Raw genomic sequence first — 19,636 nt, 5'->3', positions numbered from 1 at the left:
TTAACGGCTGCGCAGCAACAGCGACGCCGCGGCGCAGCCGAGCAGGGCCACGCACGACAGGTAAAAGGCATCCGAGTACGCCATCAGATAGGCCTGCTCGCGCACGCTCTGGTCGATCAGCGCCAAGGTCTGCATGACCTCGGGCGACTGCGGGTCGACCATCCCCCCCGGCAAGCGCTGCTGCAAAGCGCCGTCGAACAGGGTCAAGGCCTCGCCCACCCGCACCGAGTGAAAGCGCTCGCGCTGCGACACCAGTTGCGTCAACAACGCCGTGCCCAGTGCGCCCCCGAGGTTGCGCAACATCGAGATCAACGCCGAGGCCGAGCCGGCCTGGGCCTTGTCCAGGCCCTTCACCGCCAGCACCGACAGCGCCACCATGATCAGCGGCTGGCCGATGCCACGCACCACGGTGGAGGGAATGATCACGTTGCTGCCTGAGTCCACCGTCAACTGCGACCCCAACCAGCAGCCCAGGGCCATGATGGCGAAGCCGCTGGCCACCAGCAGCTTGGCGTTGAGCCAGCGCATCAGGCGTGGCAGCAACGGCGCCAGCAACAACTGCACCAAGCCATAGGCGATCAGGCTCTTGCCGATCTCGCTGGCACTGTAGCCCTGCACCAGTGACAGGTAGTTGGGCACCAGGAACACCAGGCCGAAGGTCGCCGCGCCGAACACCGCCATGGCCAGGCTCGACACGCCGAAGTTGTAACTGGCCAGCAGGCGCAGGTTGATGAACGGACGCGCGCCCCACAGCTGGCGCTGGATGAACAGCGCCAAGGCAATGACCGCGATCACGCTGAAGCTGGTGATGAAACGCGAATCGAACCAATCCTTGCGCCCGCCCTCTTCCAGCACGATCTGCAATGCCCCCAAGCCCAGGGCCATGGCCGCGATCCCCAGCCAGTCGGCCTGGCGCAGGGCGCTGCGATCGCCGGCCTGGCCCTTGATCGACCAAGCCACCGCCGCCAGCAAGGCCAACCCCGGCGGCAGCTGCAAGAGGAAGATCCAGCGCCAGGAGTACAAGTCGGTGAGCCAGCCGCCGATCGACGGCCCGGCGGCCTGGGCCACGCTGTTGGACAGACTGAACAGCGCCATGCCCAGGGCGATGCGACTGGCCGGCAGCTCGGTGATGATCAGTTGCATCGACAGCGGGATCAGCACCGCCCCCGACGCGCCCTGGATCACCCGCAAGCTGATCATCGCCTCCAGGCTCGGGGCCAGGGCGCAACTCACCGAACTGGCCAGGAACAGCGACGAGCCCACCAGCATCACCCGGCGCAAGGAGAACACCTGCACCAACCAGGCGGTCAGCGGGATCATGCTGATCTCCGCCACCAGGTAGGCGGTGGAGATCCACGAACCTTCCTCGAAGCTGGCCCCCAGTGCGCCTTCGATCTCCGGCAGCGCGGCGCTGGTGACATGCACGTTCATACCGGCCATGAAGCAGCCGAACAGACCACCGATCACCGCGACCCAGGCGCGAGTGGAAACCTTTTCCTCAGCGCTCATCGCGGGCCTGCCGGGTATCCACGGTGGCAATCACCGACATGCCAGGCAGCAGCCGCGGCGTTTCTTCACTGTCGGTATCGAGTTGGATACGCACCGGGAAGCGCTGGACGATCTTGGTGAAGTTGCCCGTGGCGTTGTCCGGCGGCAGCAGCGCGAACACCGCGCCGGAACCCGGCGAAAGGCTATCCACGGTGCCGTGCCAGTGCCGCCCGAAGGTGTCGACCTCGAGGGTCACCGGCTGTCCGGGGCGCATGTGCGCCAGCTGGGTCTCCTTGAAGTTGGCCACCACATACGCCTGGCGCACCGGCACCACGGCCAGCAAGGGCAAGCCTGGGGTGACGTACTGCTGCTGGCGCACCTTGCGCTGACCCACCACGCCATCGAACGGCGCACGGATCGCAGTATCGGCCAGGGCGCTACGGGCCAGGTCCGCTTCGGCATGCGCCTGGTCGAGGTCGGCCTGGCGTTGCAACAACTCGGCCTGCAACTGCTTGCCTTGCTCGGCCAACACCGCCTGGCGCGCCTGCTGGCGAGCCAGTTCGGCATTGGCGGCGCGCTGCAGGGCCAGGGCCTGGATATGCGTGGCCCGCGCCTGCTCCATGCGCTGCACGCTTGCCGCCTGCCATTGCGCCAGGCGCTGGTAACGTTGCCAGTCGGCTTCGGCACGCTGCGCCTCGCCACGGCTGCCGCCACGTTCGGCAGCGGCGCGGGCGATGGCCTGGACCTGCTCGTGCTGCTCGGCGGCAAACGCACGCAGGCGCATGGCCTGCACCTGCAAGGCGGCTTCGCTGACCGCCAGGCGTGCCTCGGCCTTGCGCAGACGATCGCGAAAATCGCGCTCGTCCAGGCGTACCAGCAAATCGCCCGCCTTGACCGTGGCGTTGTCGGCCACCGCTACCTCGGCGACGTAGCCGCTGACCCGCGCGCTGACAGGCGCCCAATCGGCCCGCACATAGGCGTCGTCGGTTTGTTCGAGGAAACGCCCATCGAGCCACCAGTAACCGCCATAGGCCGCTAGTAGCAGCCCCAACCCGCTCGCCAGGCCCAAGCGCAGCAAGCGCTGGCGGCGCTGGGCAGGGGATTGCTCGAGGGTGTGCTGGGGATCTGGGCTGACCGCCTGGTTCATGCTGGGCTCCGTCCGATGGGGAGCCTCAGGGTACGCAATCTGCGACTGTCGTTCGCGCGCGATAAGGGCGCTGATCGTCGTGAAATGGACATCAGCGCTTTACGGCGCAACGCATCAATGCGCCATCAGAAACGCCAGGACCTGCTCGGCCGCGGTAACCGGGTCCTCTTGCATGAAGCAATGCCCTCCCGCCACCTGCCGAGCGTTCACCTGGTGGTTGAGCGCGGCCAGACGCTGCGCCGAATGCGGCACGAACGGATAGGTATGCTCACCATACAGAATCTGCGTTGGCGTCTGGATGCTCGTCAGTTGCCGCCACATCCGCTCGGGATACGAACTGAAGATCTCCACCTCGCGGCTGGGCCGGCACTTGAGTACCACCGCCTCGCCGCAATCGCCGATGGCATGGGCCACATAAGCCTGCAGCGCGGCATCGCTCCAACCCTTAAAGATCCCCCGCCCTTGCAGCGCAGCGTGCGCCGACTCACGGTCGGGCCAGTGGCTGCGGCGGCTTGCGGCTTTACGCGCCAGGGCATGGCGACGATGCAGGCCAACCAGCGCGGCCGCGCCCATCACCCCGAGCATGCGCCGGCTGAACAACACCGGGTCGAGCAGCACCGCGCGCTGGAACAGGCCCGGCTCGGCGGCCAGCATCAACCCGGTCAGCACCCCACCGAAACTGTGCCCGACAGCCAGGTACGGCACCTCACCGTATTCGCCACGCCCGGCCTGGAACGCCTCCAGCGCCAACGCCGCCGTGCGGTTCCAGCCGCGGAACGGGCCGCCATGGTCGCTGTCGCCATGCCCCTGGACATCGCTCAGCCACAGGTCGAAATGTGCCCCCAGGCGCAGCAGCAACGGCTCATAGGCCAGGCTGCAGAAACCGTTGCCATGCACGAAGTGCAACAGTGGCCGGCCGCTGGCCGGTGTGCGCCAACCACGCAGGGTGAAGCCTTCGGCGCAGTCATGGGACCAGGGAATCAACTCCATCTACAGCACTCACCGACATTCAGGAAAACGTCGATTCTACAAACAGCAGTGGATAGAGCGAAATCACCAGCAACACGGCCATCACGACATTGAACAGCACCACCGCGCGCGGATTGCGCAATAGGTTGCGCAAGGCGCTGCCAAACATCACCCAGACCCCGACACTGGGCAGGTTGACCAAGGCAAATACCACCGCGATGACGACGACGTTGAACACATAACCCTGGGCCGGCGTATAGGTGGTGATCGCCCCCACGGCCATCACCCAGGCCTTGGGGTTGACCCACTGGAACGCCGCCGCGCCCCAGAACCCAAGCGGTTTGCGAGTACCCTTGGCGTCGCCCGACAGCGGCCCGGAGGTGGCGATCTTCCAGGCCAGGTACAGCAAGTAGGCCGCGCCCGCATAACGCAGCACGGTGTACAGCGCCGGCCACAGCTTGAACACCTCGCCCAGCCCCAGCCCTACCGCCAGCACCATGACCATGAAGCCGACGCTGATCCCCAGGGCATGCGGGATCGAGCGGCGCACGCCGAAATTCACCCCCGAGGCCAGCAGCATGGTGTTGTTGGGGCCCGGGGTGATGGATGAAACGAAGGCGAACAGCACGAAGGCGCTGAGCAGATCGAGCGAGGCAAGCATGGCGGTGTATTCCGGAGGGGTAGTTGTGTTGCCACACTAACGGAGCCACACGGATCGTGACCGGTACAGTTTATAAAAATTGCACAGATACACATTATTGATATGGTCGCGATCACCGTAGGAGCCGGCTTGCCGGCGAACACTGGCGCCGCCGGTGCCAGGCTGATTCATCAGCAAGGCTGGCTCCTATGGGCCTGAAGAGGCACTGGCGCGGCACCGGCCAATTGCATGACACTGCCTGTCGCCCCAGAGCCTTGCACAAGGAAGCCAAACCATGAGCCTGACCATCCGCCGCGCAGCACGCACCGATGCCGCGCAGATCCTTGCCTTCATCACCGAACTGGCCGAATACGAGCGCGCCCGCCACGAAGTGGTGGCGACCCTCGCCGATATCGAGCACAGCCTGTTCGACGCCGGTAGCACCGTGCATAGCCTGATCTGCGAACGCGACGGCCAGGCGATCGGTTTCGCCGTGTATTTCTACAGCTACTCCACCTGGCTGGGGCGTAACGGCATCTACCTCGAAGACCTCTACGTCAGCCCCCAACAACGCGGCGACGGTGCCGGTCGCCAGTTGCTGCGGCATATCGCTAGAGAAGCGCTGGCCAATCACTGCGGGCGCCTGGAATGGAGCGTGCTGGACTGGAACGAACCGGCCATCGGTTTCTACCAATCCCTGGGCGCCGAGCCACAGGACGAGTGGATCCGCTACCGCCTGGACGGCGAGCGCCTGCGTCAGTTCGCCGAAGGCTGAGGCGCTTCGCCCCAGAACGATGCCTGAGCCAGCACCGGCACCTCGACCCGGCGGCGCTGGCCAGCCTGTTCGATCAGCAACCCGGTACGCTCGATGGCGACCAGGCGCACGCCGCGCGCCAGCTCCTCGCCACTGCGTACCGCGCGGGCCGGGCCACCGTCGAGGCTGACGATGGCCACCGCGCCCTGGCTGCCAGCCATCACCCCGCTGACGCTGATCTGCAGTTGCAGCGGGATATCCGCGAACCAGCGCGCCGCCGGGGTCTCGCTCAACGGCACCGCCATCACCGGCTCAGCCGAGGCGGCCGACGGCGCTGACGGCAGCAGCAGCGCAGCCCAAGTCACCAACCCGGCGGCGGCAACCAACACGCCCAGCCCTTGCAACAACAGACCGGGGGACAGCTTGAGACGAACAATCGGCATGGTCACGCGCTCCTTGTGGGCCTGTGCCCGAGCATAGCGGGCAATCCTCACGGTTTTGTTTCACATCGCGATCATCTTGCTCGGGCAAGCTGGCAGGCATGGACAAGGAGCGCTGCCGTGCCAGGACAACGTGGTTTCACCCTGATCGAACTGATGGTGGTGCTGGTGATCGTCGGCATCGCCAGCGCCGCCATCAGCCTGAACATCCGCCCCGACCCGGGCAAGCAGCTGCGCGCCGATGCCGAGCGTCTGGCCCGCCTGTTGCAGTTGGCGCAGAGCGAGGCCCAGGCCGATGGCCAGCCGCTGCGCTGGCGCAGCGACCGCGAAGGCTACCGCTTCGTCCGCGCCGACGGCCAACCGCTTGCCGACGGCCCGCTCAAGCCGCGACGCTGGCAAGCCGACGCGGTCAGGGTGCAGGTCGAGCCCCCGGGGCCGCTTTGGCTGGAGGGCGAATGGATCGGCACGCCGCTGACCCTGCACCTGCGCAGCGGCGCCGTGCGCATGGACCTGACACGCAGTGCCGCTGGCGCGCTCAGGGTCAGCCAGCCATGAGGCACCAACAAGGCTTCACCCTGCTCGAAGTGATGATCGCCATCCTGCTGATGGCGGTGGTCAGCCTGATCGCCTGGCGAGGCCTGGACAGCGTCAGCCGCGCCGATCGTCATGTACGCCAGGCCAGCGAGGACAGCCAGGCGCTGCAGCGGGTCTTCCAGCAACTGGAGCGCGACCTGGCCCTGCGCGCCTCGGTCGAGCTGCTGGAGCCACCGCTGCCCGGCCGCGAAGCGCCCGGCAAACCGCTGCTGCCTGCCTTGCGCGTGCGCGCCGAACGCCTGGAGCTGGTGCGCGTTGGCGCCGTGCCCGGCAGCGGCCTGCAACGGGTGCGCTGGTTCGTGCGGGGCGGCACCCTGTACCGGGCCGCCGCGCCACTGCGCGCGCGTTACCCACTGCCAGCACCAAAGGCTGCAGTAGCGGTACTGGACAACGTGACAGCCTTCAACCTGCGGGCGTGGCAGGCCAAGGCGGGGTGGCAGGCGCCAGGCGGCGAGGCGCGGGACGATCCGCCAGGGCTTGAAGTGCGCTTGCACTGGCGCGGCCCACAGGGCGAGGAGCGCTACCGCCAGGTGCTGGGGCCGTTCAACTGACCAGGACCACGCCGCCGGGCAACTCCAGGCAACGTGCGCCATAAGCGGCGCGGATCAGCTCGGCGGCCTGGGGCAACTGGTCGAAACTGAATCGGGCCTGGACCCGACGTCGGCCCAGGCTTGGGTTGAGCAACACCAGGCGCCCGGGGCGGTAGCGGTTGATCTCGTCGATGACCTGGGCCAGAGGGGCATCGCGCAACACCAGCATGCGCTCGCGCCAGGCCATGACCTGGCTGGCATCGAAGGCCCCGGCGACGCCAAGACCCTGGGCGTCGTAGCGCAGTTGGCGCCCCGCCGGCAGCACCTCGGCTTGGCCCTGGGTGGCGATACGCAACTCGCCACTCAGGCAGGTGACGCAGACGCCACCCTCATCCTCGCGCACGTTGAAGCGGGCCTGCTCGGCATCGATCAGCCCCTCCCCGGCCCGCACCTGCACGGCCCGGCGGGCCTGCACTTCGATCTCGCCACGCAACAGGGCAATCCCGTGCGCCTCACGACCGACCTGGGTGCGCACGTTCAGTTCCAGCTCGACGCCGGGGGCCCACTCGATGCGGCGCTGCTCACCCGCCTCGGTGGCAAAGGCCGCCGGCGCCGACGCGAAGCCTTGCAGCCAACCGCCACGCCACATCACCAGCGCCGCCGAAGCCGCCACCGCGCCACCGAGCAGCGCCCGCCGGCTCAGCGTCGGCAGCGGCACCACCTGGCGGGCCTGGCGCGCCGCCGGGCCCAGCAGTTGCCACAGTTGCCGGGCCTGGACGAACGCCTCGGCATGCGCGGGACTGCGTGCGCACCAGTGCCTGAGGGCCTTGGCATCGGCCTCGGTGGCCTGGCCGGAAGTCAACCGAACCAGCCAGTCCAGGGCCTGACGCTGCAAGTCGGAATCGGGCGCAATCTTGGGCATGGTGCTCACATGAATGGGTCGACTATTGATCAAGACGGTTTTCCCGCGCCTGGACCGAAGCGCTGAAACACTTTTCTGTCCAGGCGCGCCGCGCAGTGGCCCAGCGCCGCCTTGAGTTCCTTTTCCACCGTGCGCGTGGATATGCCGAAGCGCTGGGAGATTTCCAGGTGCGAGGCCTCTTCCAGGCGCGCGGCAATGAAAATCCGTCGCCGCCGCGCCGGCAACTCGTACAAGGCGCCCATCAGGCTCTGGATCTCGCGCTGGCCGCCGACGATACGCGCCGGGTCCTGGTCCTCGCCAACCTGTAGCAAGGCCTCCACTTCGGCGCCGGTGAGCAGGCGCGCGTCGGCCTCGCGGCGATCGGCGGCGACGTTGAGGGCCATGCGATACAGGTAGGCGCCGGGCTTGTGCACATCGTGCACGGCCTCCAGGCGATCGACCCGCAGGTAGGTCTCCTGCAGCACATCGTTGGCCAGGTCGTCCGAACCCAGCCGGCGTTTCAGGCGCACCCTGAAGGCGTCGTAGGAGGACAGAAACAGTTTGATCAGCGCACTGTCCCGGGGTTTGTTCATGCCGCCGCAGCTCCTTGCGAAAATGGGCAATCCATGGGTACCGGGCGCAACAGCAGGGTTACCGGCTGCGCCAGGGATGTTGGCGGCGCCTCTTCTAGGCGTACCGCACGCATGCGTTCGATCACCGCGGCGTCGCGCAAGGGATCACCGGTCGAAGCCAGCAAGCGACTCTGCAGCAACTGGCCGCGACCATCGATCCAGACCTGCAGGGCCGCTCGGTAACCACCCGGCCGGGTCAGCGTCGAACCGCACAGGGCCCTTTCCACCGCCTGCTGCAACGCCAGGGCGTAACCGCCTGCCAAGCCGCTGCCCTGCCGCTTGCGCGGTGCAACGTCGTTCAACCGCAACGGTTGCACGGTAAAGCCACCACTGCCGCTGTAGCGTGCCTGTAATCCAGTGCCCTGCAACAAGCGTTGCAACCCCTCACGCGCGGCATAACGCCCACGTACAGAGCTCGAGCGCTGTCCGCCCACCAGGGCTTGATCGACCAGCACTGCCAGGCCGCTTTGCCGGGCGAAGCTGTCCAAGGCCTGGTCCAAGGCTTGTGCCGGAATGTCCAGGGTCAGCAACGGCTGGCCGCGCAGCGGAGTCGCAGCGAGCGACCAGGCCAGCATCAGCGCACCGGCCACGAGCAATGCACGCACGGATGAACGGGCCTCCTTGCTGGCCGCAGTCGCCGGGAAGACGTCATCCTGGGGCCTGTGTATGACGCTGTGGTGACAGCCCACCGCAACCAAAGCTTCACCCCGCCCCGGGCCCGCGGGGGCTAGACTTGCGCCAGGATTCGATCGAGGAGCCGCACCATGAGCCGGTTATCGCTCACCACCCTTGCTTTGCTGCTGGCCGCCACCGGGCCGGTGTTCGCCGAGCAGCGCGAACCTGCGCAAGGCTGTATCGATGTGCAAGTCGGCCAGGCACGTGCGCTGGCCTACGGCTGCCTGACCGAACAACTCAAGGGTGGCGCCGCGCAGGCGGCCAAAGGCCTGCGCGAACAGCTCGACCCGGCGCGCCAGTTGCAGCGCAAGGCCCCCAACCAGATGGGGCTGGCCACCCCGGCGGCAACCTCGACGCGCATGGGTAATAGCTTTGGCACATCGGCAGTGCCGCAGCGCCCGTAAGCCGCCCAACGGCATTGAAATAATTTGAACACCTTCCTGCGCCAGGCTTCCAATGATTGATGTATCGCCTCTTTCATCGGGAGCCCGCCATGAAGATGTCCTGCCGTGCGCCCTGTGCCTGCCTGGAGCTGGACTTCGTCCGTGACACCTTGTTCGGCCCAGTAGCGCAGCGCGCCGCCTGTCAGGTGCAGGTGGCAGCCCTCAACCTGCAGGGGCGCCCGGCCCTGCGCCTGCATATCGAACCGCCGCTGCCGGGCAAGGTGGAGCGCGCCCACAGTGTCGCGTTCGTCTGGGAGGGCCGCAGCTACCACGGCGTGGTCCGCGACCATGTGCGCTGCGGCGACGGCGGCCTCAACCTGCTGCTGGAGCTGCAATAGCCGATCAACGGCGTTAAGCCCGGCTGAACCCTGCCGCGAACCCGCGTCTCCATAGCACAAAGGCAGTGCATGCCTTGCGAGGAGAACACCATGAACAGCCCATTGCTCAAGCTCTTCACCCACCCAGCCGACGCCTGGATCGAGATCCGCCGGGCCGAGGAAGACCACCCGCAGCAATACTTGCCACGGCTGCTGGTGCTGGCGCTGATCCCGGCCCTGTGCCTGTTCGTCGGCACCAGCACCTTGGGCTGGAGCCTGGCCACCGAGGCACGGGTACGCCTGGACGCGACCAGCGCGGCGCAGTTGGCCGGGCTGCTGTACGCCACGACCGTGGTCGGGGTGATGTTGATGGGGGTGATGATCCGCTGGATGTCGCGCGGTTTCGATGTGCAACCGAACCTCAATCAATGCATCGGCTTTGCCGCCTATTGCGCCACGCCCTGGTTCTTCGCCGGGGTGGTGGGCCTGGTCCCGGTGCGTTGGGTGGCGGTGGTGGCGTTGCTGGCGGCGTCGGCCTATGCCAGCGTGCTGCTGTATGGCGGCCTGCAAACCTTCCTGCGGCTGCGCAAGGAGCAAGCCATGCTGTTCGCCACCTGCATCTGGGGGGTGGGGCTGTTGCTGCTGGTCACCCTGCTGGTGTCGATGATCCTGTTCTGGTTCAACGGCCTGATGCCTGAATATGTGCGCCCGGCCAGCCTCGGCTGACCGGGCTGTCGCCGCTCAGGCAAACGCCTTGAGCGGCTGCGGCTGGCCGTGACGCTGCTCCTTGAGCTGGGTCACCAGGCCAACCAGGTCGCGGCAACTGTTGAGGCTGGTCACCGGCACCCCGGTGACAGTCAGGCAATCGTCCAGGCTCTGGCCCTGGCCCAGGCGGATAGTGAGGTATTCGCCATCCGGGCAGCTCACCTCGCAGCGATCGGGCAGGCAGGCCTGTTCGATCATCTGCCGCATTTCAAGCATCGAAACGCCAATCAACGACATGGTACGTCCCTCTCTGTCTGGCCTGTTGTGGGTGATTACGCCCCGGCGACGGTCCCTTCGCCCAGGCTATGAAGAGCAGCGCAATCCTCTTGCACCTTAGTGGAAGATCCTGGTCGCAGGCAGATCGTTCGACCGACAGTCCCGCTGATCCGACAGGTGGTCCAAACCCGACCGCTTACCTGCCCTGGCGACCGCTTGCCGGGGGAAAGTCGGCCAACGAGGCCCACAAGTGCTGCGCCGCATAGGCACGCCAAGGGCGCCAGGCCTGGGCGCGTTCGGCCAGTTGTGCCAACGGGCCCTCATGCAGGCGCAGGGCCTTGACCAGCGCCACGTCCCCCAGGGGCAGCGCATCGCTATCGCCCAGCTGGCGCAAAGCCAGGTAATGCGCGCTCCACGGGCCGATACCCTTGAGCAGGCACAAGCGATTGATAGCGCGCTCAAGCGGTTGGCCCGACCGCAGCAAGTCGGGCTGAACGAGCAAGGCCCTGGCCAGGGTCGATAAGGTCATTGCTCGCGCCTGGGGCATGCCCAGTCCGGTCAACTCAGCCACCGCCAGTGCTTCGACGCCGGGAAACACATGGCTCAAGCACGGCTCGGCGGCGTGCAATGGCTGCCCATGTCGAGCCACCAGCCGGCCGGCCAGGGTCATGGCGCCGGCGACACTGATCTGCTGCCCCAGCACAGTGCGCATCGCCTGCTCGCAGGGCTCCCAGCCCTTGGGCACACGCAGGCCCGGGCGGGCGGCCAGCAAGCGTGCCATCAACGGGTCGGCGCAGAGCGCCGCGGCGATCCGCGCGGGCTGGGCATCCAGGTCGAACACGCGGCGCAAGCGAGCAATCAACCCAGGAACTTGCGCCGGAGCCACCCCGCTCAGACGCACCCGAAGGCACACCCCCGGCTTGGCCTCGAGCACGCCATGGCGCCCCGCCCAGACGAAACTGCGCCGATATACACCCTCCAGGCAGCTCTCGATACCGGGAATACACCTCGCGGCGAAGAACGCCAAGGTCGACGGCCAATGATAGGGTCGCTGGTAGCGCAGCCAGAGCCACTGCGGCCCCTGCGCAGACAGGCTACGCCGGACGGCGTGCAAACCGGTGAATCGAGTCATGGGCGCATCATCTCGGCTGATTCTGTTCCCGGCAAGCCTGCGCTACCCACTGGCCAGTTGCTCCCGACAAAAAGCCACGAACAACTGCGCCGGCTTGGTCAATTGCAATCGCTTCAGATGGGCCGCAGCCAACCCCGACAAGGCCACCGGCTCGGCAATATCGAGGGTCACCAGGCGCTGCCCGTCATAGGTGAATTCAGAATGAGGCCGGGTGACCAACAGCGAAAACCCAAAGCCTTGACCAACCATCCCGCGCACCATTTCGATCGACGGTGAGCTGAAGACGATGTTCGGCGTCAACCCAAGGTCATTGAACAGGCTGACGAAGTAGGTACGGCTCGGCGCCACGTCGAGCAGGATCATCGGTTCCGGGCACAGGTCGCGTAGCGACACCTGGGCCTGGCCGGCGAAACGATGCTTCTCGGGCAGCAGCACGTAGGGCTTCTGGGGCGGCATGAGCGGTTCGGTCTCGATGGTGCCGTCCAGGTCATGATCATAGAGAAAGGCCAGGTCGAAGGTGCCGGCCGTCAAACCCTGAATCAGGTCCTGCTGCTCACCGTCGCGCAGGCGGATGTCGACTCCCGGGTAACGTTCACGAAAACCGGCGATCAGCCGCGGCAGGTATAGCGGTGCCACGGTCTCGAAGCAGCCGATATCGATCTGTCCAGCTACGGTGTCGTTGTCGGCCAGGGCGTTCTGCTCGAATTCATGGGCCATCTGCAGCAACGCCCGGGTCTTGGCATAGAAACGCTTGCCACCTGGGGTCAATGAGACGCCCTGGGCATGATGGCGGATGAACAGTTGCACGCCAAAGCTTTCCTCCAGGCTCTTGATCGCGGTGGAAATCGATGGCTGGGCGATATAAAGCTGACGGGAAGCCTCGGCCACGCTGCCAGCCTCGACGGTAGTGACGAAGTACTTGAGTTGACGCAAGGTATAGGAGGCCATGGATACCTCTCTGGCGCGGGGCACGGCATCGGTTTTTCTGTCACTTTACCTCGACGCCTAAACCTGCGGCAGATCACGCGACCAAGGATTTGCCTATGCCTTGAGCACATTTGCGCTGTCCCTCGGTTGCCGCCCACCGAGCAGCTCCGTCAACTGCCAACCCGGCGCTCGACAGGACGGCCTTGCACAAAAGACCCCGTCCGTGGCGATACGGACGGGGGTTAATCCACCTAGGGCGCTAGTCGATCGTTAACGATCACTCAAAATCCCAGGCAGGCTGGCAATGACCCACTGGCGTCGGGTAGGTACCTTCCGGGCAATTGTCTGGCCAATCACCCGCCAGGGCGACTTGGGTCAGACCAGCAGTGGCCAGAAATGCGATCAGTGCAAGGCGTTTCATCATGTAATCCTTCTGTAGTATTTGTTGGGGCTGCTGCAGATGAACTTTCTCAATCCTTTCTGCCGTCAGCCCGACGAACTTTACTTACATCACCGACTACATTCCTTTGCCAAAGCCTGGTGCAACGACTGGATATCTTCCTCTGTCGTGCACAAAGCCCGTTCAATTCAATGGCGATGGTGTTTTAGTCCTGCACTGGTCTACCGCAACGCTGTGAAGTTTCCTACAACGCGGGCCAGGGAGCGCATTGAGCGAGGCGTTCCAGACGGCCGCAGATTGACCGGAAAACGCATTCAGGGCAGCTGACAGGCTCAATGCTTAGGTGCTTCGCGCAGGCGCGTGTGGAACACCGAAGGGCTCAGGTTGGGCGTACTCGAACCCAACCTGACGAAGGGAACGCAGGCGAAGAGCCTCGCCTGCGGCACAGCATTATCACAAGGCTCAGTCGAACTCGAAGAATGGCTGGCAATGCCCAACCGATGTGCGCAAGGTATCGTCCGGACAGTCCATCGCGGTCACACCACCGTAGTGCCCGAGCCCCGCTACCTGCGCGGCATTGCCACTCGCCGACGCAGGCGGGGTAAAGGGTGAAGGGAGAATTGCCTGCGGGGCGCAGTCATCAGGCTGTACCTGAGCTGAGTTTGCGACAATCCATAGGGCGATCAATGCCGTGGTATTCATGTTAGCGTCCTTGAGTCAGTGAACTGGCGGCAAGGTACGCCGCCACCCCCGATGACTCTACCTCCTCAGCCAAACCTATGAAGGTGGCCCTGCGCCCTCAAGCGGGCCGCCGTTTACGCACGATCGCGTGGGCAACACCCCGATCGCTTGACCTAAGCGCCTTCGCGCCGACGACGCCCTACCCCGAGCATCCCTCGCTCAACGATAAAATCGATCACGGCTTGCAAGCCTTCACCCTGCTTCAAATTGCTGAAGGTCCACGGCCGTTCAGGGCGCATGCGTCGTGTGTCGCGCGCCATCACCTCCAGCGAGGCCCCTACGTAGGGCGCCAGGTCGGTCTTGTTGATCACCAGGAAATCCGATTTGGTGATGCCCGGCCCACCCTTGCGCGGAATTTTCTCGCCCTCGGCGACATCGATCACATACACCGTCAGGTCGGCCAATTCCGGACTGAAGGTGGCACTGAGGTTGTCGCCGCCACTCTCGACAAAAATCACCTCGAGGTTGCCAAATTTTCGCGCCAGGGCTTCGACCGCGGCCAGGTTCATCGAAGCATCCTCGCGGATCGCGGTGTGCGGACAGCCGCCGGTTTCGACGCCCACTATGCGCTCGGGCTCCAGGGCGCCAGCCTCAGTGAGGATGCGCTGGTCTTCCTTGGTGTAGATGTCATTGGTCACCACGGCGATCTGGTACTCATCGCGCATGGCCTTGCACAGGGCTTCGAGCAGTGCGGTCTTGCCGGAGCCGACCGGGCCGCCGACGCCGACACGCAGGGGTTGCTGGTAGTTTTGCATGGGGCAATCCTCAGGAACGGAACAAACGGGTGTATTGGGTTTCGTGGCGTGACGAGGCAATCGCCAGCAGTGGCAGGCCACCACCGAGCTGGCCGTCCTGCAGCATCAAGGCTTGATCGAGCACGCCGGGCAGTTCCGCGCCCAAATCGCGCAACAGCGTCTGGGCGGCTTGCTGGCCGAACGGCACCAGCTTGACCCCAGCCATCACCGCCCCTTCCAGCCAGGCATAGCCATGGCCGAGGGCAAGCTGGCGCAGCGGAATCGCCCAATGCGCGCCCAGCCAGGCCATGCCACCGAGCTGGCTGAGTTCGAGACTGGAGCGCCAGGCCGGCTCCTGGGCCAACTGCCAGCCTTCGAGCAGCCGCGCCAGGGCGCTGCCGCGCTGGCACTCTTCCAGGCGCAGCTCGGCGGTTTCACGGTTGGCCAACAGAAAGCGCGTCCAGTGGGCGAACGCTTGTGCATCATGCGCCTGGCAGGCTTGGTAGAGGCGGGCCAGCACCGGCCAATCGAGACAGCCCAGGGTGTCGCGTAATTGCTCACGCTGCCAGGCGGCAAAGCCCACGGCACCGCTCACCCAACCGGCCTCGACGGCCCATTCCAGGCCTTGCGAATAGGTAAAACCGCCCACCGGCAGCCCTGGGCTGGCCAGTTGCAGCAGGCGCAGCAGCGCCAGGTCGCTGTGCATCAACCGGCCAGCACCAGCGCGGCACCGGCCAGCAGGCCGCCACCGAAGGCTTTCTGCAACCCCGGGTGACGCCGCAACAGGCAACCGCCAGCGAAACCTGCCGCCAGCAACAGGCCACTGACGGTGACGAAGCCGGCGCTGAACAGCCAGAACGCACTCGGGGTGGCCTCCACGCCATGGGCCCAGCCGTGGAACAGGGCGAACACCGGCATGATCAGCGACAACAGCCACTGGCGGCTGGGCAACAACAGGGCGGCGGCGGCCACCAGCAGCGAACTGACAATCATCTGCTCCATGCCGATCACGTTGCCGAACAGGTGGCCGCACACGGCGCCGCCGAACATCGCCGCCAGGGTCGCCAGCGGCAAGCTCAGGGGGCGCCTGGCCAGGGCGGCGAGCGCGCCGGTGCCCAGCAGCATCAGCAGATGATCAAGGCCAGTGAGCGGGTGCAACAAGCCATCCTGCAACGGGTTGGCATCGTGCCCTGGGTGGGCGAAGGCCGGCAGGGCCACCATCAACAGCAAAAAGGCCAAGGTCTTTTTCATTGCAAGCTCCAAAGGTCAGGCAGGTGCATTCAGGCGCACGAACGGGTGGTCGTGGTTGTGCGCTGTGCTCTGGTAGGCGCCAGCCTCGGGCTCGAACGGCGCCTGTTCGGCGGCGACGCTCAGGCCTAGGCCACGCAGCATGTCGTCGAGTACATGGTCGTGCTGGTAGCGCAGCAAGCCCGGCTCGATCTGCAGCGGCACATGGCGATTGCCCAGGTGATAGGCGGCGCGCGCCAGCAGGTGTGGGTCGGCGCAGCGCACTGTCGACACCGCTTCGGGCGCCGCCAGCACGCGAATCACCTGGCGGCCATCGGCATCGGCGAGCAGTTCGCCGCCGCGCAACAGGTGGCCGCGTTCGAGCATCAGGCCGGCTTCGCGGCCATCGTCGAGGGTCACGCGCAGGCGGCTCTTGATACGGCTGTCGACACTCAGGGTGACGCTGCCGGTCACCCTGGCAGCGGCGCTGAGCCTTTGGGTCAGTACGATCATGTTCACTCCTTCAAAACAAACCAGAACGTGCAACGTTGATTGGCATCGCTCCCTCAGAACAGGAAGTAGCGCTGGGCCAGCGGCAGTTCGTGGGCCGGCTCGCACACCAGCAGTTCGCCATCGGCGCGCACCTGGTAGGTTTGCGCGTCGACTTCGATCCGCGGTTGCAGGCTGTTGTGGACCATGTCGGCCTTGCGTACCCGCCGACAGCCATGGACCACGCCGATCAGGCTGCGCAGGTTCAGCTCTGCGGCCAGGCCACGGTCCATGGCGGCCTGGGGTAAAAACGTCATGCGCGTGGCATGGCGCGCCGCGCCCAGGGCGCCGAACATCGGCCGGTAGTGCACCGGCTGCGGCGTGGGGATCGAGCCGTTGATATCGCCCATCGGCGCGCTGGCGATCATCCCGCCCTTGAGCACCAGCGCCGGCTTGACCGCGAAGAACGCCGGCGCCCACAGCACCAGGTCGGCAAGCTTGCCCACTTGCACCGAACCCACTTCATGGGCGATGCCATGGGTCAGCGCCGGGTTGATCGTGTACTTGGCGATGTAGCGCTTGACCCGGAAGTTGTCGCTAAAGTCGTTGTCCGGCGCCAGCGGGCCGCGGCGCAGCTTCATCTGGTGCGCCACCTGCCAGGTACGCAGCACCACCTCGCCAACCCGGCCCATCGCCTGCGAGTCGGAGGAGGTCATGGCGAAGGCGCCGATATCGTGGAGGATGTCCTCGGCGGCGATGGTCTCGCGACGGATGCGCGACTCGGCAAAGGCCACGTCCTCGGCGATGCTCGGGTCCAGGTGATGGCAGACCATGAGCATGTCCAGGTGCTCGTCGACGGTATTGACCGTGTACGGCAGGGTCGGATTGGTCGATGACGGCAACACGTTGGCCTGCCCCGCCGCACGGATGATGTCCGGGGCGTGACCACCACCGGCACCTTCGGTGTGGAAGGTATGGATGGTACGTTCGCCGATGGCGGCCAGGGTGTCCTCGATGCTGCCCGATTCGTTGAGGGTGTCGGTATGGATCGCCACCTGGATGTCCATTTCCTCGGCCACGCCCAGGCAGCAGTCGATGGCCGCTGGAGTCGAGCCCCAATCCTCGTGCAGCTTCAGGCCCACGGCTCCGGCGTCGATCTGCTCGCGCAGGGCCTCGGGCCGCGAGGCATTGCCCTTGCCCAGCAGGCCGATGTTGATCGGCAGGCTGTCGGCGGCCTGGAGCATGCGCGCCAGGTACCAGGGGCCAGGGGTGCAGGTGGTGGCGTTGGTGCCAGTGGCAGGCCCGGTGCCACCGCCGATGAAGGTGGTGATGCCGCTGGTCAGCGCTTCCTCGACCTGCTGCGGACAGATGAAATGGATATGCGAGTCGATGCCGCCGGCGGTGACGATCTTGCCTTCGGCGGCGATGATCTCGGTGCCCGGCCCCACGGCAATCGTCACGCCTGGCTGTACATCAGGGTTACCGGCCTTGCCGATGGCGGCGATGCGCCCGTGCTTGATACCGATATCGGCCTTGACGATGCCCCAGTGGTCGATGATCAGGGCGTTGGTCAGCACCAGGTCCATGGCCTCGGCGGCCAGCATCTGGCCCTGGCCCATGCCGTCGCGAATCACCTTGCCGCCGCCGAACTTGACCTCCTCGCCATAAACCGTGAAGTCCTGCTCCACCGCCACCCACAGCGCGGTATCGGCCAGGCGCACGCGATCGCCGACGGTGGGGCCGAACATATCGGCGTAGGCCTGCCGGGAAATACGGCTCATGCCCTGCCCTCCAGCGCGCCCATCACCTTGCCCTGAAAACCATGCACCACACGTTTGCCAGCATAGGCCACCAACCTGACGGTACGGGCCTGGCCCGGCTCGAAACGCACCGCGGTGCCGGCCGGGATGTCCAGGCGAAAGCCGCGGGTCGGCGCACGCTCGAACACCAGGGTGTGGTTGACCTCGAAGAAGTGGTAGTGCGAACCGACCTGCACCGGGCGGTCGCCGTGGTTGGCCACGCTGACGCTGAGCGTCTGGCGGCCGACGTTGAGTTCGATGTCGCCGGCGGCGACCTGGATTTCTCCGGGAATCATGGGCAGCACCTCAGACGATGGGGTCATGCACGGTCACCAGCTTGGTGCCGTCGGGGAATGTCGCTTCGACCTGAACGTCGTGGAGCATCTCGGGCACACCGTCCATCACTTGCTCACGCACCAGTACTTCGCGGCCCAGGCTCATCAGCTCGGCCACCGTGCGGCCATCGCGAGCGCCTTCGAGCACCGCGGCGCTGATCAACGCCACCGCTTCCGGGTAATTGAGCCGCAGGCCACGGGCCAACCGACGCTCGGCCAGCAGCGCGGCGGTGAACAACAGCAGTTTGTCTTTCTCTCTTGGGGTCAGCTCCATGGCGGCTCTCTCAGGTGGCCCAGATGCGCGGCGGGCACGGCGCCAGGCCGAGCACGGCCGGGCGCAGCAGGTGCCAGAGGCGCTGCAGGTTGTGTTGCAGGCGTTGGTTGTCGTGGTCGAGCAGGCGGATCACCAGCAGCGGGCCGAGCAAGGTGGCCCCGGCCGGCGTCGGCAAGCCATCGAGCAACTGGCGGACCCGTTCCAGCACGTCTGGGTCGGCGGGCGTGGCGCAGAAGGTGGCGAGCAAGGGGTGGCCAGCGAGCTTGCCCAGGTGGCCACCCTCGATGCGCAGCCGCTCGTGCAGGCCAGGTTCGTCGGGCAGCTCGATGCACAAGCGGCTGTCCAGCGCGCCCTGGGCGAAATCCTCGTTGATCACCGGACGGCCCAGGCACAGGGTTTCCCAGGCCAGCAGGCGGGCACCGGGCTCGAGGGTGAAACGGCTGTCGAGGCTGGCGCGGGCGCCATTGAAGAAAATGCTGTCCTGGGGCAGCCACTCCAAGGTGCTGCCGGCCTGCAGGTGAAAACGTTGGGCCAGGCGCGCGGTCGGGCCGACGCTACGGTAGAACTTGCTGGCTCCCGGCATGGTCAACAACGCGTGGCTGCCCGTTTCGAGGTGGATATCCAGGTCCAGCCGGTCACCAGCAACGATGCCGCCTGGTGGGTGCAGCACATACACATGGCACGGCGCGCCTTCGGGATGGAACGGGCGCTGCACCAAAAGAGGTCCGACATGGCGCTTCGCACCAAGGCGGGTCACCCCCTCGCGCAGGTTGAAGCGCAACTGCAGGTGGGCACTCCAGCCTGGGTCTGCCTGCGGTGCTTCGATCCGTTGCCCCAGTGTCATCCTGCTACCCCTGAAATCCGTGGCCTGGCGGCCGGCCGGAGGGTCATGCGCCGGTCGCGCGCTGGCGCGCCGGGTTGACCACTCGATCAAATTCGCTGGCTGGATATAGCAGGGAGCGGGCCAACTGCGCAGGTGAACGCAGATGAAACTTGCGAACCGCCGGTCAGTGCGCCTTGCCCTGCCGTAGAGCCCGCGCGACACTGCCGCTCCGTTCCAGTGCCCG

The 19,636-nt window shown here is 66.0% G+C and carries 27 protein-coding genes; 6 read left to right on the top strand and 21 right to left on the bottom strand.

The window, feature by feature from the left end; genetic code table 11:
• From E3U47_RS14165 to E3U47_RS14150, 4 genes are all read right to left on the bottom strand, one after another.
• A complete protein-coding gene (locus E3U47_RS14165) occupies positions 1-1,509 on the bottom strand; it encodes an MDR family MFS transporter (protein WP_134692060.1) in 1,509 nt (502 codons plus the stop codon).
• Complete coding sequence (locus E3U47_RS14160; RefSeq protein WP_134692058.1) at positions 1,499-2,635, bottom strand: HlyD family secretion protein; 1,137 nt, start codon at positions 2,633-2,635, stop codon at positions 1,499-1,501. Before E3U47_RS14160 ends, E3U47_RS14165 begins: the two co-directional genes overlap by 11 nt.
• 114 nt (positions 2,636-2,749) lie before the next feature.
• On the bottom strand, positions 2,750-3,625 hold the full coding sequence (locus tag E3U47_RS14155) for an alpha/beta fold hydrolase (protein WP_134692056.1): 876 nt from the start codon (positions 3,623-3,625) through the stop codon (positions 2,750-2,752).
• Positions 3,626-3,644: 19 nt separating this feature from the next.
• Positions 3,645-4,265: a LysE family translocator gene (locus tag E3U47_RS14150; protein WP_134692055.1), complete on the bottom strand. Its 621-nt coding sequence runs from the start codon at positions 4,263-4,265 to the stop codon at positions 3,645-3,647.
• A gap of 274 nt (positions 4,266-4,539) precedes the next feature.
• Between E3U47_RS14150 and E3U47_RS14145 the strand changes: the two genes are divergently transcribed.
• Complete coding sequence (locus E3U47_RS14145; RefSeq protein ID WP_134692054.1) at positions 4,540-5,019, top strand: GNAT family N-acetyltransferase; 480 nt, start codon at positions 4,540-4,542, stop codon at positions 5,017-5,019.
• Here E3U47_RS14145 and E3U47_RS14140 read toward each other — a convergent pair.
• Entirely contained in the window at positions 5,001-5,441 is a 441-nt protein-coding gene (locus E3U47_RS14140; protein WP_134692053.1) for a general secretion pathway protein GspC, read from the bottom strand. The two genes, E3U47_RS14145 and E3U47_RS14140, sit on opposite strands and share 19 nt — an antisense overlap.
• A 117-nt stretch (positions 5,442-5,558) precedes the next feature.
• On the opposite strand from E3U47_RS14140, the gene gspH reads away from it, so the two are divergent.
• A complete protein-coding gene (gene gspH / locus E3U47_RS14135; protein WP_134692052.1) occupies positions 5,559-5,993 on the top strand; it encodes a type II secretion system minor pseudopilin GspH in 435 nt (144 codons plus the stop codon).
• Complete coding sequence (locus tag E3U47_RS14130) at positions 5,990-6,583, top strand: type II secretion system protein J (RefSeq protein WP_134692051.1); 594 nt, start codon at positions 5,990-5,992, stop codon at positions 6,581-6,583. Before gspH ends, E3U47_RS14130 begins: the two co-directional genes overlap by 4 nt.
• On the opposite strand, the gene E3U47_RS14125 is transcribed toward E3U47_RS14130, so the two are convergent.
• From E3U47_RS14125 to E3U47_RS14115, 3 genes are read right to left on the bottom strand one after another with little or no spacing between them, the layout of a single operon-like run.
• On the bottom strand, positions 6,576-7,484 hold the full coding sequence (locus E3U47_RS14125) for a DUF4880 domain-containing protein (protein ID WP_134692050.1): 909 nt from the start codon (positions 7,482-7,484) through the stop codon (positions 6,576-6,578). The two genes, E3U47_RS14130 and E3U47_RS14125, sit on opposite strands and share 8 nt — an antisense overlap.
• Before the next feature lie 29 nt (positions 7,485-7,513).
• Positions 7,514-8,056 (bottom strand): RNA polymerase sigma factor, encoded by a 543-nt coding sequence (locus E3U47_RS14120; protein ID WP_134692049.1) that lies wholly within the window; start codon positions 8,054-8,056, stop codon positions 7,514-7,516.
• Positions 8,053-8,700: a secretin and TonB N-terminal domain-containing protein gene (locus tag E3U47_RS14115; RefSeq protein ID WP_256660276.1), complete on the bottom strand. Its 648-nt coding sequence runs from the start codon at positions 8,698-8,700 to the stop codon at positions 8,053-8,055. The genes E3U47_RS14120 and E3U47_RS14115 overlap by 4 nt, the downstream gene beginning before the upstream one ends.
• Before the next feature lie 159 nt (positions 8,701-8,859).
• Between E3U47_RS14115 and E3U47_RS14110 the strand changes: the two genes are divergently transcribed.
• The 3 genes from E3U47_RS14110 (at position 8,860) to E3U47_RS14100 (ending at position 10,256) form a co-directional block, all read left to right on the top strand.
• Entirely contained in the window at positions 8,860-9,174 is a 315-nt protein-coding gene (locus E3U47_RS14110) for a hypothetical protein (RefSeq protein ID WP_134692048.1), read from the top strand.
• 89 nt (positions 9,175-9,263) lie between these two features.
• Positions 9,264-9,551, top strand: coding sequence for a hypothetical protein (locus tag E3U47_RS14105; protein ID WP_134692047.1), 288 nt, complete (start codon positions 9,264-9,266; stop codon positions 9,549-9,551).
• Between the two features lie 90 nt (positions 9,552-9,641).
• Positions 9,642-10,256, top strand: coding sequence for a Yip1 family protein (locus E3U47_RS14100; protein ID WP_134692046.1), 615 nt, complete (start codon positions 9,642-9,644; stop codon positions 10,254-10,256).
• A 15-nt stretch (positions 10,257-10,271) separates the two neighbouring features.
• Here the strand turns inward: E3U47_RS14100 and E3U47_RS14095 are convergent, their stop codons facing one another.
• The 13 genes from E3U47_RS14095 to E3U47_RS14040 form a co-directional block, all read right to left on the bottom strand.
• Entirely contained in the window at positions 10,272-10,532 is a 261-nt protein-coding gene (locus E3U47_RS14095) for a DUF1652 domain-containing protein (protein ID WP_134692045.1), read from the bottom strand.
• Between the two features lie 175 nt (positions 10,533-10,707).
• The gene (locus E3U47_RS14090) at positions 10,708-11,643 is read right to left on the bottom strand and encodes a DNA-3-methyladenine glycosylase (protein ID WP_134692044.1); all 936 of its coding nucleotides are present in this window, start codon (positions 11,641-11,643) and stop codon (positions 10,708-10,710) included.
• Positions 11,644-11,685: 42 nt separating this feature from the next.
• Positions 11,686-12,591 (bottom strand): LysR family transcriptional regulator, encoded by a 906-nt coding sequence (locus E3U47_RS14085; protein WP_134692043.1) that lies wholly within the window; start codon positions 12,589-12,591, stop codon positions 11,686-11,688.
• A 256-nt stretch (positions 12,592-12,847) separates the two neighbouring features.
• Positions 12,848-12,994, bottom strand: a complete 147-nt coding sequence (locus E3U47_RS24975; RefSeq protein WP_167659484.1) for a hypothetical protein — start codon at positions 12,992-12,994, stop codon at positions 12,848-12,850.
• A gap of 438 nt (positions 12,995-13,432) precedes the next feature.
• A complete protein-coding gene (locus E3U47_RS14080) occupies positions 13,433-13,672 on the bottom strand; it encodes a hypothetical protein (protein ID WP_134692042.1) in 240 nt (79 codons plus the stop codon).
• Between the two features lie 152 nt (positions 13,673-13,824).
• Positions 13,825-14,466: an urease accessory protein UreG gene (ureG, locus tag E3U47_RS14075; RefSeq protein ID WP_134692041.1), complete on the bottom strand. Its 642-nt coding sequence runs from the start codon at positions 14,464-14,466 to the stop codon at positions 13,825-13,827.
• 10 nt (positions 14,467-14,476) lie between these two features.
• A complete protein-coding gene (locus tag E3U47_RS14070; RefSeq protein ID WP_134692040.1) occupies positions 14,477-15,151 on the bottom strand; it encodes an urease accessory protein UreF in 675 nt (224 codons plus the stop codon).
• Complete coding sequence (locus E3U47_RS14065) at positions 15,151-15,696, bottom strand: HupE/UreJ family protein (RefSeq protein ID WP_134692039.1); 546 nt, start codon at positions 15,694-15,696, stop codon at positions 15,151-15,153. Before E3U47_RS14065 ends, E3U47_RS14070 begins: the two co-directional genes overlap by 1 nt.
• Before the next feature lie 15 nt (positions 15,697-15,711).
• Complete coding sequence (gene ureE / locus E3U47_RS14060) at positions 15,712-16,185, bottom strand: urease accessory protein UreE (RefSeq protein WP_134692038.1); 474 nt, start codon at positions 16,183-16,185, stop codon at positions 15,712-15,714.
• Positions 16,186-16,238: 53 nt separating this feature from the next.
• Complete coding sequence (gene ureC, locus E3U47_RS14055; protein WP_134692037.1) at positions 16,239-17,942, bottom strand: urease subunit alpha; 1,704 nt, start codon at positions 17,940-17,942, stop codon at positions 16,239-16,241.
• A complete protein-coding gene (locus tag E3U47_RS14050) occupies positions 17,939-18,256 on the bottom strand; it encodes an urease subunit beta (RefSeq protein WP_134692103.1) in 318 nt (105 codons plus the stop codon). Before E3U47_RS14050 ends, ureC begins: the two co-directional genes overlap by 4 nt.
• A gap of 10 nt (positions 18,257-18,266) precedes the next feature.
• Positions 18,267-18,569 carry an urease subunit gamma gene (locus E3U47_RS14045; protein WP_011533326.1) on the bottom strand — a complete coding sequence of 101 codons (303 nt, stop codon included), beginning with the start codon at positions 18,567-18,569 and terminating at the stop codon, positions 18,267-18,269.
• A gap of 10 nt (positions 18,570-18,579) precedes the next feature.
• Positions 18,580-19,413: an urease accessory protein UreD gene (locus E3U47_RS14040; RefSeq protein ID WP_134692036.1), complete on the bottom strand. Its 834-nt coding sequence runs from the start codon at positions 19,411-19,413 to the stop codon at positions 18,580-18,582.
• Positions 19,414-19,636 lie beyond the last annotated feature (223 nt).

Source organism: Pseudomonas sp. RIT623 (assembly GCF_004519305.1).
Taxonomy (GTDB): domain Bacteria; phylum Pseudomonadota; class Gammaproteobacteria; order Pseudomonadales; family Pseudomonadaceae; genus Aquipseudomonas.
Note: the sequence above shows the minus strand (reverse complement) of the source record. Positions and strands in the feature narration are given on the sequence as shown.